The sequence below is a fragment of the Actinocorallia lasiicapitis genome (assembly GCF_054778695.1).
Window position 1 is genome coordinate 1 of record NZ_BAAGZI010000142.1, and the last position, 13,382, is coordinate 13,382.

Here is a 13,382-nt window from a genome sequence, read left to right on the forward strand (position 1 = left end):
AGCCCGTGCCCGATCGGGGCGGACCGCTGCGCTGGGCGTCCGCGCCGGCCGGAACCGAGCCGCAGCCCCTGCCCAAACGCACGTCGCAGAGCAGTCTCGCTCCGCAACTGGTCCGCGAACCCCCGGCCGTGGCCGACGACCGGTTCGGCGTTCCCCCCGAGCTCACCGAGCGGTCCAGCAGCGCGCTGACCGCGTTCCAGCGCGGCACCGCACGGGCGCGCTCCGAGGCCGCCGGTCTCACCACCGGCCCGCAAGGAAAGTGACGGAGTCATGGACGACAGATCGAACACCGGGCGTCTCGACTGGCTGATGGCCGACCTGGCGGAGCGCGTCACCGGGGTGCGGCACGCGGTGCTGCTGTCGGGCGACGGCCTGCTCATCGCGAGCTCGGGCGCGATCCCGCGGGCCGACGCCGAGCACCTGTCGGCGGTCGGTTCCGCCTACCGCAGCCTGTCGGCGGGGACGGGACGCCATTTCGGGCTCGGGGCCGTCCGGCAGACCGTGGTCGAGCTCGAACACGCCTATCTGCTGGTCACCGAGGCGGGGCCACGGGCTTCGCTGGCGCTGATCGTCGCGGAGGACGCCGACCTCGGGCTGGTCGCGTACGAGATGAACCGGATCGTCCGGCAGGCGGGCCCGCATCTGGCGAGCGGGCCACGGCACGCCACCGACCCCGCTCCGGCCCGGACCGGATGAGGGCCCCGCCGTGCCGGATCAACGCTGGTGGTTCGATGACGAGGCGGGTCCCGTCGCCCGCCCGTATGCCCTGACCGGCGGCAGGACCCGCGCCGAAGGGATCGAACTGGACCTGGTCACGCGGGTCGTGGCCGTCCAGCCGAGGGTGCACGCCGGCCATGTGGACAGCCAGTCGGCGCGGCTGCTGTGGGTCTGCGAGCAGCCGCTCTCCGTCGCCGAGGCGGCCGCCGGGATCAGGCTGCCGCTGCGGGTGGTGAAGGTGCTGCTCGCCGATCTGATCCAGCAGCAGTTCATGCTCTACCGGACCGGCTGGCGGCCGTCGTCCGGCCACGATGTAGCCACGATCCAGGAAGTGCTCGATGGTCTCCGCGCGCTCTGACACCTCTTCCCCTCCAGCCGTCGGGGCGGCCCTCGACGCCGCCACCGTCAAGATCATCATCTCGGGCGGGTTCGGCGCCGGGAAGACCACGCTGGTCGGCTCGGTCAGCGAGATCCCGCCGCTGCGCACCGAAGAACTCATCACCGAGACCAGCGAAGGGGTCGACGACCTCACCGGAGTCGAAGGGAAGACCAGCACGACCGTCGCCCTCGACTTCGGCCGGATCACGATCAGCAGCGGGCTCGTCGTCTACCTGTTCGGCACGCCCGGACAGGACCGGTTCTGGTTCCTCTGGGACGAGCTCGCGGCGGGCGCGATGGGCGCCGTCGTCCTCGCCGACACCCGACGCCTCGACAGCAGCTTCGCCGCGATCGACTTCTTCGAACGGCGCGGCATCCCGTTCCTGGTGGGCGTCAACTGCTTCGACCGGGTCCAGCCGTACAGCGTCGAAGCGGTCAGGTCGGCGCTCGACCTGGCCGCGGGCGTGCCGATCGTGCTGTGCGACGCCCGGCACCGGCGCTCCACCAAACAGCTCCTGGTCAGCCTGGTCGAGCATGTGCTGCGCCGCGCCCAGGCCGTCCAGGCGTGAGCGCGGGTCAGGCCAGGGAACGGACGGAGACGGCGGCGTCGAGATGGCGAAGGCCGCGCGGCGAAGCGAGATCCAGCCCGGTCAGTTTGCCGAGCTTGGTGAGCCGGTAGTCGAGGGTGTTGCGGTGGATGTTGAGGTCCGCCGCGGTCTGGGCGCGGTTGTGGCCGTGCCGGACGAACGACTGCGCGGTCTCCAGCAGGACGGGCTGGCCGTCGATCGGGTCGAGGGTCGCGGCGAGCGCCGTCCTGGCACGTCCCGGACGGGCGAGCTGGTACTCGATCAGGACGTCCTCCAGCCGGTAGAGGGCGTGCGGCAGCCGCAGCCGGGCGACCAGATCGGCGACCTGGTTCGCCTCCTCGAGCGCGTCGGGAATGGCGGCCAGGCGGGGGGCCTCGGCGACGGACGCCGTCACCTCCCGCTCGGCGGTCTCCGCGAGGACCGAGATCAGCCGGGGGAGCGCCTCGGTCGCGGCCGGGGTGTCGGGGAGCAGCACGATGGCCTCGTCGATCGTGCAGGAGGCCAGAACGTCGGCCTGCAGGGCGGCGTCGAGGGCCGCCTGGACGCGGCGCGCGGTCCTGATCGCGTCGGGGGGTCCTGGCTCCATCCGGAGCAGCACCACCAGATAGGAGGGGGACAGCGCGATGCCGAACTGCTCCGCGAGCGCGGCGGCGGGCTCGCCGGTGAGCAGCGCCTGGATGAGATCGCGGCGTGTCTCCTGGCGCTGACCGTCGATCTGCCGCTGTTCCAGGAGGTGCGCCAGCGCGGTCGCCGGGATGATCTTCGCGTAGTAGCGGTATGTGTGCCGGGTGTACCGGCGCATCTCGTCGGGATCGGCGTCAGCGCAGAGCATGTCCCAGCAGACCTGAGCCGAGAGGAGATAGGCCGACAGCACCGCGTCCAGCGGGACGCCCTCCGCCGCACGCTGGGCACTCCGGTCGATCACTTCGGTCATCTCGGCGGCGTTCGGGTCGCGGTCTTCCGCGAAGGCGTCGGCCCACAGCTGCAGCGCCACCTTGAAGTTGTCGGTGACGGTGGCCTTCAGGAACTCCTCCGGCAGCTGCCGGTAGAACGGCACCTCGCGCGCGCACTCGTCGACCGTGGCGCGAACCAGGTCGTTGAGCCGGGCCGCCATGCGTTCCTCGATTCGGGACATTGCCCAATTATCAGCAGCGAATCTTGCCTCAACTGCGCAAAGACATGACACAGCGGAGCTGGAAGATTGTCCGAACAGCAGTAGTAGCCACCCCGCTCACTGCTCCACCCCCCCGAGGAGAACCATGCGTCGCCCCCTCGCACTCGCCACCGTCCTCGCAGGACTGCTGGTCGTGCTGCTTCCCCTGCCGTCCCGGGCCGCGCCCGCCGGATTCGCCGACCCCGGCCCCTACCCGGTCGCCGTGCTGGCCGAGTCCAAGACGACCTTCTACTACCCGCGCGACATCGCGCAGAGCCCCATCACCCACCCCGTGATCATCTGGGGGAACGGGACGTTCGCCACCCCGTCGGCCTACACCGGGCTGCTCAAGCACTGGGCGAGCCAGGGCTTCATCGTCGCCGCCGCCAACACCACCATGTCCAACAACGGCGCCGACATGCGCGCCGGCATCGACCGGCTGATCACCAAGACCAGCAACCCCTCCTCCAAGTTCTTCGCCAAGGTCGACCTCGCGCACATCGGCGCGTCGGGCCACTCGCAGGGCGGGGCTGGCGCCATCGTCGCGTCCGCCGACTCGCGCGTCACCACGACCGTCCCGATCCAGCCGGGCCCGCTGGCGTCCTCGTCCACACTGCGCGGGCCGTCGCTGTTCCTGTCCGGGGAGAACGACAACATCGTCCAGCCGTCCTGGGTGAAAAACTTCTACACGGCGGCCTCGCACGTCCCGGCCGTCTACGCCAAGCTCGCGGGCGCCAACCACTTCGAGGCGACGGGCGACGGCGGCGGGTTCCGCGGCCTGTCCACCGCCTGGTTCCGGTTCCAGCTCATGGGCGACGAGTCGGCGCGCGGCGTGTTCTTCGGGGCGGACTGCACGCTCTGCGTCGACCCCGCCTGGCTGGACGTCCAGCGCAACGCCAAGGCGCAGCAGATCCCCGGCGCCTGATCCTCTTCAAAGAGCTCAAGGGAAGGACGGAGATGACCACCGCTCAGCTCGACTCACGGAACGAGCACGCGTTCCGGCAGACCATGAACAGCATCGTGGAGGCCCTCTCCGCCTTCCACGACACGCTCACCGCGGAGCCGCTCGGGCCCGTCGCCCCGGCGGCTCCGCACCGGGCCCTGCTCGACCTGCTGCTCTCCCCGGCGCCCACCATCGAGGAGATCGGCGAACTCGCCGCCGAGGCGGGCTGGAAGGTGCCGCAGCACGTCGCGGTCGTCGCGCTCGACCATCTGCCGAAGAAAGGGGTGTTCCCGCCCGGCGTCCTGGTCGGCCGGCACCGCCCCATCCCGTGCCTGATCGTCCCCGACCCGGACGGCCCCGGCCGTCGCCCCGCGATCGAAGCGATGCTCGAAGGGCACCGCGCCGCCGTCGGCATCCCCGTGCGGCCCACCAGGGCCGCGAAATCGTTCGAGTGGGCGAGCAGGACGCTGCGGCTTTCGCCGGTCCACCGGCCGGTGTTCGCCGCCGACCATCTGCCCCTGCTGTTCCTCACCCAGGACCCCGAGCTCGCCTCCTATGGCATCTCCCGGGCTCTCGCGCCCTTGATGACGGTCCGTGAATCGCTCCGCCGCGACCTCGCCGAAACCCTCGTCGCCTGCTTCGAGCAGAACTTCAACGCCACGGCCGTCGCGACCCGGCTGCATCTGCACCCGCAGACGGTCCGCTACCGGATCCGCAACCTCGAATCCCTCTTCGGCGACCGGCTCACCGATCCCGCCCACCATCTGGAGCTCCACATGCTCCTCACCCTCTGGCTCAGCGCCCCGTTCGGCTACCGGATCGCCTCGTAGAGGCCCGCGGCCGTGCGGACCAGGGCCGCGACGGCTCGGGACCGGCTGTGCGAGGGCCAGGCGATCACCGTGGTGACCAGGGGGGCGTCGAGGACGGGGACCGTGGCCAGATCGCCGCGCAGATGGGTCCGGCAGGATTCGGGCAGGACGGCCGTGGCCCGGCCCAGCGCGATCAGCTGGTAGAGCTGCGCGGTGTCGTGGGCTTCGGGGCCGGGGCCCCGCGGGTAGGTGCCGTCGGGGCGGGGCCAGCGCGGCATCGGCAGATCGGGCAGGCCGGTGACGTCGGCCATCGTCACGTGGGTGCGGCGGGCCAGGGGATGGGCGGACGGGACGACGGCGACCTGCCGTTCGGTGCGCAGCTCCTCGGTGTCGCATCCGGCCGTCGAGTCGAACGGCAGGTGGAGGAGCGCCACGTCGGCGCGTCCGTCGCGGAGCAGGGATCCCTGTTCGCCGATGCCGCAGAGTTGGACGTCGACGGTGACCGCGTCGGGGGTGGCGGCGTAGGCGGTGAGGAGCTCGGCCGGGAGATCGCCGGCGGCTCCCGCCTTGATGACGAGGACGAGGCCCTCTTGCACGGCGCGACGGGTGCGGCGTCCCGCCGCGGCGACCGCGTCGAGGGCCGCCCGGCCCTCGACGAGCAGGACCGATCCGGCCTCGGTGAGCGAGACGGTGCGGCCGCCGCGATCCAGCAGGGTCACCCCGAGGCGTCGTTCGAGCTGCTGGATCGCCCGGGACAGCGGAGGCTGCGCGATCCCGAGGCGCTGGGCGGCCCGGCCGAAATGCAGTTCCTCGGCAACGGCGACGAAGTATCGCAACTCACGCGTCTCCATGCCTTTCACCGTATCCCGGCTGGACCGATACCGGTGGGGTATCGACGGTGACCCGATCGGTGTTGGAGACGGCGGCCGGGGGCGGGCCACGATCGGAACATGAGCGAACAGAAGATCGTGCTGGTGACCGGCGCGAACAAGGGAATCGGATACGAGATCGCCGCCGGGCTCGGCGCGCTCGGCTGGAGCGTGGGCGTCGGCGCGCGGGATGCGGGCCGCAGGGACGCCGCCGTGGCCAAGCTCCGGGCGGGCGGCGCTGACGTGTTCGGGGTGCCCCTGGACGTCACCGATGACGCGAGCGTGACGGCGGCGGCCGCCCTGATCGAGGAGCGTCACGGCCGTCTCGACGCGCTCGTCAACAACGCCGGCGTGACGGGCGGTATGCCGCAGAACCCGACCACGGCCTCGCTCGACGCCGTGCGGACGGCGGTGGAGACCAACGTGATCGGCGTCATCCGCGTCACCAACACGATGCTGCCGCTGCTGCGCCGCTCGGCGTCGCCGCGGATCGTGAACATGTCCAGCAGTGTCGGCTCCCTCACCCGCCAGACCTCGTCCGCGGGACCGGACGCCGTGGGCCCGCTGTCGGTGGCCTACTCGCCGTCCAAGACCTTCCTCAACGCCGTCACGATCCAGTACGCGAAGGAACTCCACGGCACCGGCATCCTGATCAACGCCGCCTGCCCGGGCTTCGTGGCGACCGACCTGAACGGCTTCCGCGGCCTCCGCACCCCCGAACAGGGCGCGGCCATCGCCCTCCGCCTGGCCACCCTCCCCGACGACGGCCCCACCGGCGCCTACTTCGAAGACGCCGGCCCCATCCCCTGGTGACCCGGGTCGGATGGTCGGATCTAGGCGTGGGTCTCTTTGAGGCTTCGGACGAAGGCGGCGAACCCTCGGTGCGTCAAGGCGCGGTGCCCTCGCTCGGCGTTCTTGGAGTCCCGGAGCCCGACGCGCCCTTGCGAGAGACGCGCGACCTCGACACAGTCCCCACCTTGTGCACCGCTGTGGCTCGACTTCCGCCATTGGGGGGCGACGTTCACAGTTCCTCCATGATGCGACGGATCAGCGCACGCGATGCTGCCTCGTCCAAAGCCTTGAGCGAGATGCGTTCGTACAGTACGCCATAGCCTCTCACTTCAGAGGAAGTCGAGACCAGCCGTCCCATTCCGGGGGATTCGGTGTATGCGACGTCACCGTACGCTCCGGCCATGAGCTTGAAGCTCCCGTCGGTTCCGACGTGCGCTCCCGCGGTGCGGGGCAGCACACGGATGCCCACCGCGCCGCTCTCCGACAGATCGAGGAGCCGCTGGAGCTGCGCCCGGTGGATTTCGGGGCTGCCCATCACCCAGTCGATGGCGTTCTGGCTGATGATGTAGAGGAGAACGGGCGGCTGGTCGCGCTCGTGGATCTTCTGACGGTCCATGCGTTCCCTGAGAAGCCGCTCGGCCTCCTGCTCGGATACGCAGTAGGAAGTGATCAGGGCGCGGGCGTAGGCCTCGGTCTGCAGAAGGCCGGGAATGACGAGCGCTTCGTAGGCTTTGATCACCTCGGCGAGTTGCTCAAGCTGGGTGTGCTGCTTGAACCAGTCCACATCATGCCCACGTGTGGCGTAACGGACAAGACAGACAAATAGCGGTGCGGTGTCGAAATGCTTGTCAAGCGCCAGGGCTTCGTTCTCCTCCAGCCGCGCGTCGTTGTTCTCCAGCCGTGAAACTGACGCCTTCGAGCTGTTGAGCACCTTCGCGAGCTGCTCACCGGTCATCCCCGCCTTGAGGCGGAACGCCCGCACCAAGACGGCGATGAAATGCCACATAGAGTCCATCGGATTGGGCGACGGATTGGCAGGCATCGTTCGATCACCTCGGTTCCCTTCAGTTCCGGATCGCCACCGGACTAAGACAAAGCTAGACGCAGCCCCCCATGCTGTCTTTGGAACCACTGAAACCGAGGCAGGTGGCATCAATTGACTCAGGACATAAGCACACAAAAACGCACCATCACCGCGGTCTTCCCGGGACGCCCCGATCAGGTCCGTCTGGCCCGTCACTGCCTGAGCGCGTGGCTCGACCCGGCCCACCCCGCCACCGACACCGCGACCCTGCTCCTCAGCGAGACCTTCACCAACAGCGTCCTCCACGCGTCCGCCGGCACCCCCGATCCCCCCGTCGAGATCAGCGCGACCCTCACCGCCTCCCTCCTACGCGTCCACGTCACCGACTGCGGCGGCCCCACCGAACCGCTCCGCAACCCCGCCCCCACCCCCGACGACGAACACGGCCGAGGCCTGGAACTCCTCAACCTCACCGCCAAGGACTGGGGCCACCACCCCCTCCCCGACGGCCGCCTCACCCTCTGGTTCACCCTCACCTTCTAACCACCCGCCACCCTCACGGAGTTCTGCATTAGTTCAGATATAGTGTTGGTATGGCTACGACGATCGTGAACTACAGCGACTTCCTCAGAAAACCCACCTCGGTGCTGCCCGCGCTCGGGGACGGTGACGTCATACTTGAGCGTCGGGGTGACGAGGAGGACCTCTCCCTGACCCGCCGTGCCGCTCGGCAGGCCGAGCTCGACGCGCTCCGGTTCGCCGCCCGATCGTTGCGTCTTCTCGCACGGACCAACCGCGCGCTCGCGGAAGAAGCCTTCGCGGAGGAACTGCCCTGGCTCGCCTGGCTTCCCGCCGAGGAACGCCCTCAGGCCGTGACCGATCTCCTCGACGACCTGCTCGCCGGAGCCGATACCGGACGGTTCACACCTTTCGCGGCCAATCTCGTGGCCTGGAAGCACACCGCGGAGATCCACACAGATCCGTCCCTCGCCAAGCACCTGGCCGGGCCTTTCGAGGTCGACGAGTTCACCGAGATCGGACGGCCCGGCGCATGAAGCTGCGCCGGGGAGACGAGGCTCCACGTCCAGATCCATGGCGAGTCGTCCTCCACAACTCCGATGCGGCGCGAGGGTGGCCCGACCTCCTGCGTCATGCGCGGACCGGGCTCGACCGCGCTTGGTGCGATATCACCGCCGATCCGAGGTCGATGGTCAACCCCAGCCGCCAGCACCGCCTCAAAGGCGGGCTCTCCTCTGTCAAGATCGGTGTAGCCGACCTTGAACAATGGCAGTACGAGATCTCCGCAGGCGGGCGGCTCTGGTACGCCATCAACGACGGGGAGCGCACCCTCCACATCACCAAAGCCTCCATAGGTCATCCCGGCGTCACCGACAAGTCCGGCGGTCGCCGCAAACGCTGAGCGCCCGGCTCAGGACGGCTCCAGGTTCCTTCGTTCCGGCCGGTTTCGGGTCACGCGGGTCCATTCTCTGATCTTGCTCGGGTCATGGACCGTCCGCGGCTTGCGGCACCGCACCGAACCCGTCCCACTGTTCAGTTCACTGGACGGCTCGGTTGAGTGTGGTGTTGTCCGGTGGCAGGGTGATCTTCGTGATGTCGGTATCTCGTGATTTCGAACCGGTTCGGGCGGCCATGATGGTGGACGGGCGCTGCCTGTCCTATCTCGACTTCGGGGGGCCGGGGCGGCCCCTGCTCGCGTTGCACGGCCACTTCAACGAGGGCCGCACCTTCGCCGAGCTGGCGCGGGCCCTGGCTCCCGACTGGCGGGTCGTGGCCCTCGACCAGCGCGGACACGGCTTCTCCGACCCGGGGCCGGACTACTCCCGGGAAGGGTACGTCCAGGACGCTGCCGCGTTCCTCGCCCACCTCGGCCTGAGCCGGGTGGTGGTGCTCGGCCATTCGCTCGGCGGCGTCAACGCCTATCAGCTCGCCGCACGCTACCCGAGCACGGTCAGCGCGCTCATCATCGAGGACATCGGCGCCGAGCACGACAATGACCTGTCCTTCTGCCTGGCCTGGCCGCACCGGGCGCCGACCCGCACGGCCCTCGTCGAACAGCTCGGGGGTGCGGCCCGCTACCTGACCGACGCCCTCCGCGAATACCCCGACGGGTGGGGGCTGGCCTTCCGCCCGCAGGACATGGTCACCTCCGTCGGCCAGGCCAACGGCGACCACTGGAAGGACTGGCTCGCCACCGACTGTCCCGCCCTGCTCGTCCACGGCACCCGAAGCGACACGCTCACCTCCGCCCACGCCAAGGCGATGGCAGCCCGCCGACCGAACACCCGTCTCGTCGAACTCCCCACCGGCCACACCGTCCACGAGTCCGCCCCCACCGCCTTCGCCACAACGGTGCGATCCTTCCTCAACACCCTGCCACCCCAAACCACCCATCCGAAGCCTGCTCAGCACGGAGCAAGCAGATTCGGCGCGGCGTCGTAGTCCGAGCTACCAGCGGCTGCCCCGGCACCGGAGAACGCTCAGTGATGTCCGCTGAGTATCTCGAGTTCGGCGGCTTTGCGGCGGTGGGAGGGGATCGACCCTCTTGTCCGTTCAACGGTCAGCAGGGCGTTGAAGTAGACCGCGGCTCTGGCGACCTGGCCTGCTGTGTGGTCGACGGAACCGAGCTTGTGCCGGATCAGCCATTCTGAGACGGTCGCCCATGAGTACAGCTTGGCTTGCACGGGCGGAGGGAACGCGCCCGGTCCTCGTAGCCCGCCGGCCCAATGCCTGGCTGCTGACATGCTGACCCTGGCGCGAAGCGCGACCTCCTCGATGGAGACCAGGTCGCCGCCACCGATCCCGGTGACGGTGAAGCCCGCTGCTCGTAGGTCCTCGATCGCGGTGAGGATCGCTTCGGCGACGTCTTCGGCCTCGCGGGAGAACATCACTGTCCCTCCCCGCTCGTCGGCCTGCACCGTAGCGTCGATTCCGCCCTTGTCGTGCAGTGAGGCGGCCAGCTCGTCGACGTGGTCGTCGGTCACTGGACCGGCAACGTCGATGTCGAACCAGAAGACATCCACACTCATGCCGTTCCCTCCTCGTTCGTCGTCATTTGCTGGCCGGGCAACCGGCCACAGCCCCCTGAACGCACGGAGGATCTCCTTAGCTGGCATGTACGCAACTTTAGTACGACTGTACACGAGGATAGTACATGCGAAAGATTCTCGCTACTACGCACGCGGCGTGGATCGGCCCGTGTGCGTCAGGCGTCGTCGGTCAGGTCACGGCCAGGCCTGAGTTGTGCCGTTCTCTTTTGGTTTCTTAAGGTTGTTGGCTTTTTGGTGGAGGTAGTGCTGTTCGGGGAGGCTGGTGGTGAGGCGGGCGGCTAGGAGGTAGTTGGTGTGGGCGGAGGTGGGGTCGCCGGCCAGTTCCTGGAGGTGGGCGCGGACGGCGTGGAGGCGGTGGTGGTGGGACAGGCGGGGGTCGGTGTCGAGGGAATTGAGGAGGGTTAGGGCGGCGGTGGGGCCTTCGGTCATGGCGATGGCTATGGCGTGGTTGAGGGTGGCCATGGGGTTGGGGGCGATACGGGTGAGGATGGTGTAGAGGATGCGGATCTGCTCCCAGTCGGTGGCGTCGGCGTGGGGGGCCTCGACGTGCAGGGCGGCGATCGCGGCCTGGAGCTGGTAGGGGCCCAGTGGGGCGGTGGACATCGCGTCGGTGATCAGGGTGGTGCCTTCGGCGATGAGGGCTCGGTTCCAGAGGGAGCGGTCCTGGTCGGCGAGGGGGATGAGGGCACCGTCGGGGGTGGTGCGGGCGGGGCGGCGGGCGTCCGTCAGGAGCATGAGGGCGAGCAGGCCGGCGACCTCGCCGTCGCCGGGCAGGGAGCGGTGGACGGTGCGGGTCAGGCGGATCGCTTCGGACGTCAGGTCGCCGCGGTGCAGGTCGGGGCCGGAACCGGCGGTGTAGCCCTCGTTGAAGATCAGATAGAGGACGTGCAGGACGGCGTCGAGCCGTTCGGTGTCGGTCGGCGGGGTGAACGTCGCGCCCGCGGCTTTGATCCGCTGTTTGGCGCGGCTGATCCGCGGGCCCATCGTGGCCTCCGGCAGCAGGAACGCCCGCGCGACCTCGGCGGTGGTCAGCCCGGCGACGGCGCGCAGCGTGAGCGCCACCTGCGAGGCGGGCGTCAGCGCCGGATGGCAGCACAGGAACAGCAGGGTGAGCAGGTCGTCGGGGGCGGGCTCGCTCGGCACGTCCTGGAGCGCCGCGACGGTCTCGCGCCGCCGCCGCGCCTGCTCGCTGCGGAGCTGGTCGATCAGCCGGCGCGACGCCACCGTGATCAGCCACGACCGGGGACTGTCCGGGACGCCCTGCTCAGGCCACTGCACCGCCGCCGCCAGCAGCGCCTCCTGGACGGCGTCCTCACACTCCTCGAACCCGCCGTACCGGTGCAAAAGCACGCCGAGGACCTGCGGCGCGAGCTCACGCAGCAGGCCCTCGAACCGTTCCGGCACGCTCACATCTCCAGCCCGGCCGACGCCATCAACGGCCGGACCTCCACCCCGCGGCCGCCCGAGATCAGCGCGGCCAGCGCCACGGCACGCTCCCGGCCGTCGCAGTCCACGACGTACTGGCAGGCGACCTGCTCGGCGTCCCGCAGATACGGACCGTCACCGACGCCGCCGTCCCGGACGACCGAACTCAGCGCGGGATCGGCGAACACCTGGACGTCGACCAGTTCACCGGCCCGCCCGGCCGCCGCCAGGAACTCCCCGGCGTCACAGCCCTGGTAGACGCTCAGCACGTACCGCATGTCACGCCGGGTCGGCGAAGACGACGGGCCGCACCTCGATGCCGAGCCCCTCGACACCGGCTTCCGGCAGGAGTGCCGCCAGCTCCAGCGCCCGCTCCCGGCTCACGCATTCGACCAGGTAGTAGCCGCCGAGGAACTCCTTGGCCTCCAGATAAGGCCCGTCCGTGACGGCCGGGATCCCGCCCCGCACCCGGACCACGGCGCTCTGCGACGGGTCGCCCAACGCGACCGTCCCGACTATCTCCCCGGACTTCTGGACGGTCTCCATGAACGCCCCGTGCCCCGCCATCACCTCGTTCCGTTCCTCCTCGGTCAAGGCGTCCCAGACCTGCGGATTCCCATGCATGATCAGCAGAAATTTCATTTCGGCTCCTCTTCTGTCCGGCGCTCTTCCCGGGGAAGTCGGCGCCGCTTCCGTATTCTTGCGCCGCCGACCGCAAAATCCCCCGCACAGCTCCGACCATGTTCCGAGAGGGCGCCCGACCGGGGCGTCCGGCCAGTTCAGGAGGACGAGATGCCGCAACTGCTCAAGGTTCAGAACTTCTGCGTTTCACGTGACGGTTTCGGGGCCGGTGAGGGGCAGAGCCTGGAACGTCCCTTCGGGCACGCCAATCCGGCGGATCTGGTCTCCTGGGCGGGCGCCACCGCGAGCTGGCCGAACCGCACCGACCCCGGCGGCACCCGCGGCCTCGACGACTACTTCACCCGCGACTTCTCCCACAACATCGGCGCCGAGATCATGGGCCGCAACAAGTTCGGCCCGCAGCGCGGCCCCTGGACGGACCACGACTGGCAGGGCTGGTGGGGCGACACCCCGCCGTTCCACACCCCGGTCTTCGTCCTCACCCATTTCGAACGCCCGTCGTTCACCCTCGCCGACACCACCTTCCACTTCCTCGACGCCACCCCCGAAGAGGCCCTGACCAGGGCAAAGGAGGCCGCCGACGGCCGTGACGTCCGCCTCGGCGGCGGTGTCGCCACCGTCCGCGAGTTCCTCGCCGCCGACCTGGTCGACACCCTGCACATCGCGGTCGCCCCCATCGAACTGGGCCGGGGCGAACGACTGTGGACCGCCCCGTCCGACCTCGAGGACCGCTACCACCACGAGGAGATCCCCAGCCCCAGCGGAGTCACCCACCACCTCTTCTGGAAGCGCTGACCCCGCCGCGGAGGGTGAGGACGTAGGTGGCGGTCGCGGCGACGGTTCGGTCGGGGTCGCGGGTGAGGGCGGTGAGCGCGCCTGTCGCGGTGGGGCCGGGGATGTCGGCCAGGGCCTGGACCAGGCGTTGCCGGGCGGGCGGGTCGGTGGTGGCGGCGAGGCGGGCGGCGAGGGCGGCGG

General features: G+C 69.7%; 20 protein-coding genes and 1 pseudogene. 12 read left to right on the forward strand and 9 right to left on the reverse strand.

The features are described from left to right. From ACYVE7_RS17305 to ACYVE7_RS17320, 4 genes are all read left to right on the forward strand, one after another. On the forward strand, positions 1 to 263 hold a 263-nt coding region (locus tag ACYVE7_RS17305; protein WP_460365746.1), incomplete at its 5' end, for a hypothetical protein. Positions 264 to 270: 7 nt separating this feature from the next. Then, positions 271 to 696, forward strand: a complete 426-nt coding sequence (locus ACYVE7_RS17310) for a roadblock/LC7 domain-containing protein (RefSeq protein ID WP_460365747.1) — start codon at positions 271 to 273, stop codon at positions 694 to 696. 10 nt (positions 697 to 706) lie between these two features. After that, positions 707 to 1,075, forward strand: a complete 369-nt coding sequence (locus ACYVE7_RS17315) for a DUF742 domain-containing protein (RefSeq protein ID WP_460365748.1) — start codon at positions 707 to 709, stop codon at positions 1,073 to 1,075. Continuing rightward, entirely contained in the window at positions 1,056 to 1,664 is a 609-nt protein-coding gene (locus tag ACYVE7_RS17320; RefSeq protein ID WP_460365749.1) for a GTP-binding protein, read from the forward strand. Before ACYVE7_RS17315 ends, ACYVE7_RS17320 begins: the two co-directional genes overlap by 20 nt. A gap of 7 nt (positions 1,665 to 1,671) precedes the next feature. On the opposite strand, the gene ACYVE7_RS17325 is transcribed toward ACYVE7_RS17320, so the two are convergent. Next, a complete protein-coding gene (locus ACYVE7_RS17325) occupies positions 1,672 to 2,817 on the reverse strand; it encodes a PucR family transcriptional regulator (protein WP_460365750.1) in 1,146 nt (381 codons plus the stop codon). A gap of 124 nt (positions 2,818 to 2,941) precedes the next feature. On the opposite strand from ACYVE7_RS17325, the gene ACYVE7_RS17330 reads away from it, so the two are divergent. Both ACYVE7_RS17330 and ACYVE7_RS17335 read left to right on the forward strand, forming a co-directional pair. After that, positions 2,942 to 3,760, forward strand: a complete 819-nt coding sequence (locus tag ACYVE7_RS17330) for a poly(ethylene terephthalate) hydrolase family protein (RefSeq protein WP_460365751.1) — start codon at positions 2,942 to 2,944, stop codon at positions 3,758 to 3,760. A 32-nt stretch (positions 3,761 to 3,792) separates the two neighbouring features. After that, complete coding sequence (locus tag ACYVE7_RS17335; RefSeq protein ID WP_460365752.1) at positions 3,793 to 4,608, forward strand: PucR family transcriptional regulator; 816 nt, start codon at positions 3,793 to 3,795, stop codon at positions 4,606 to 4,608. Here the strand turns inward: ACYVE7_RS17335 and ACYVE7_RS17340 are convergent. Continuing rightward, complete coding sequence (locus ACYVE7_RS17340; RefSeq protein WP_460365753.1) at positions 4,590 to 5,438, reverse strand: LysR family transcriptional regulator; 849 nt, start codon at positions 5,436 to 5,438, stop codon at positions 4,590 to 4,592. The two genes, ACYVE7_RS17335 and ACYVE7_RS17340, sit on opposite strands and share 19 nt — an antisense overlap. A 99-nt stretch (positions 5,439 to 5,537) precedes the next feature. On the opposite strand from ACYVE7_RS17340, the gene ACYVE7_RS17345 reads away from it, so the two are divergent. Further along, positions 5,538 to 6,269 (forward strand): SDR family oxidoreductase, encoded by a 732-nt coding sequence (locus tag ACYVE7_RS17345; RefSeq protein WP_460365754.1) that lies wholly within the window; start codon positions 5,538 to 5,540, stop codon positions 6,267 to 6,269. A gap of 20 nt (positions 6,270 to 6,289) precedes the next feature. Here the strand turns inward: ACYVE7_RS17345 and ACYVE7_RS17350 are convergent, their stop codons facing one another. Continuing rightward, positions 6,290 to 6,481 carry a DUF397 domain-containing protein gene (locus tag ACYVE7_RS17350; protein WP_460365755.1) on the reverse strand — a complete coding sequence of 64 codons (192 nt, stop codon included), beginning with the start codon at positions 6,479 to 6,481 and terminating at the stop codon, positions 6,290 to 6,292. Beyond that, positions 6,478 to 7,290, reverse strand: coding sequence for a helix-turn-helix domain-containing protein (locus tag ACYVE7_RS17355; RefSeq protein WP_460365756.1), 813 nt, complete (start codon positions 7,288 to 7,290; stop codon positions 6,478 to 6,480). Before ACYVE7_RS17355 ends, ACYVE7_RS17350 begins: the two co-directional genes overlap by 4 nt. Positions 7,291 to 7,404: 114 nt before the next feature. Between ACYVE7_RS17355 and ACYVE7_RS17360 the strand changes: the two genes are divergently transcribed. The 4 genes from ACYVE7_RS17360 to ACYVE7_RS17375 all read left to right on the forward strand — a co-directional run bounded on the left by ACYVE7_RS17360 (position 7,405) and on the right by ACYVE7_RS17375 (position 9,732). After that, positions 7,405 to 7,815 (forward strand): ATP-binding protein, encoded by a 411-nt coding sequence (locus ACYVE7_RS17360; RefSeq protein WP_460365757.1) that lies wholly within the window; start codon positions 7,405 to 7,407, stop codon positions 7,813 to 7,815. 50 nt (positions 7,816 to 7,865) lie between these two features. Then, the gene (locus tag ACYVE7_RS17365) at positions 7,866 to 8,327 is read left to right on the forward strand and encodes a hypothetical protein (protein ID WP_460365758.1); all 462 of its coding nucleotides are present in this window, start codon (positions 7,866 to 7,868) and stop codon (positions 8,325 to 8,327) included. A gap of 152 nt (positions 8,328 to 8,479) precedes the next feature. Beyond that, positions 8,480 to 8,692 carry a hypothetical protein gene (locus tag ACYVE7_RS17370; protein ID WP_460365759.1) on the forward strand — a complete coding sequence of 71 codons (213 nt, stop codon included), beginning with the start codon at positions 8,480 to 8,482 and terminating at the stop codon, positions 8,690 to 8,692. A 191-nt stretch (positions 8,693 to 8,883) separates the two neighbouring features. Continuing rightward, entirely contained in the window at positions 8,884 to 9,732 is an 849-nt protein-coding gene (locus ACYVE7_RS17375) for an alpha/beta fold hydrolase (RefSeq protein ID WP_460365760.1), read from the forward strand. 38 nt (positions 9,733 to 9,770) lie between these two features. Here the strand turns inward: ACYVE7_RS17375 and ACYVE7_RS17380 are convergent, their stop codons facing one another. The 4 genes from ACYVE7_RS17380 to ACYVE7_RS17395 form a co-directional block, all read right to left on the reverse strand. Further along, positions 9,771 to 10,406 carry a hypothetical protein gene (locus tag ACYVE7_RS17380; RefSeq protein ID WP_460365761.1) on the reverse strand — a complete coding sequence of 212 codons (636 nt, stop codon included), beginning with the start codon at positions 10,404 to 10,406 and terminating at the stop codon, positions 9,771 to 9,773. 108 nt (positions 10,407 to 10,514) lie between these two features. Beyond that, positions 10,515 to 11,744 carry an RNA polymerase sigma factor gene (locus tag ACYVE7_RS17385; RefSeq protein WP_460365762.1) on the reverse strand — a complete coding sequence of 410 codons (1,230 nt, stop codon included), beginning with the start codon at positions 11,742 to 11,744 and terminating at the stop codon, positions 10,515 to 10,517. A 2-nt stretch (positions 11,745 to 11,746) separates the two neighbouring features. After that, on the reverse strand, positions 11,747 to 12,043 hold the full coding sequence (locus ACYVE7_RS17390; RefSeq protein ID WP_460365763.1) for a YciI family protein: 297 nt from the start codon (positions 12,041 to 12,043) through the stop codon (positions 11,747 to 11,749). Position 12,044: 1 nt separating this feature from the next. Continuing rightward, on the reverse strand, positions 12,045 to 12,407 hold the full coding sequence (locus tag ACYVE7_RS17395) for a YciI family protein (RefSeq protein ID WP_460365764.1): 363 nt from the start codon (positions 12,405 to 12,407) through the stop codon (positions 12,045 to 12,047). A 150-nt stretch (positions 12,408 to 12,557) separates the two neighbouring features. Here ACYVE7_RS17395 and ACYVE7_RS17400 point away from each other — a divergent pair, with 150 nt between their 5' ends. Further along, positions 12,558 to 13,202 (forward strand): dihydrofolate reductase family protein, encoded by a 645-nt coding sequence (locus ACYVE7_RS17400; RefSeq protein ID WP_460365765.1) that lies wholly within the window; start codon positions 12,558 to 12,560, stop codon positions 13,200 to 13,202. On the opposite strand, the pseudogene ACYVE7_RS17405 reads toward ACYVE7_RS17400, so the two are convergent. Continuing rightward, positions 13,174 to 13,382: pseudogene (locus tag ACYVE7_RS17405) on the reverse strand (MerR family transcriptional regulator); the annotation flags it as partial. The gene ACYVE7_RS17400 and the pseudogene ACYVE7_RS17405 overlap by 29 nt on opposite strands.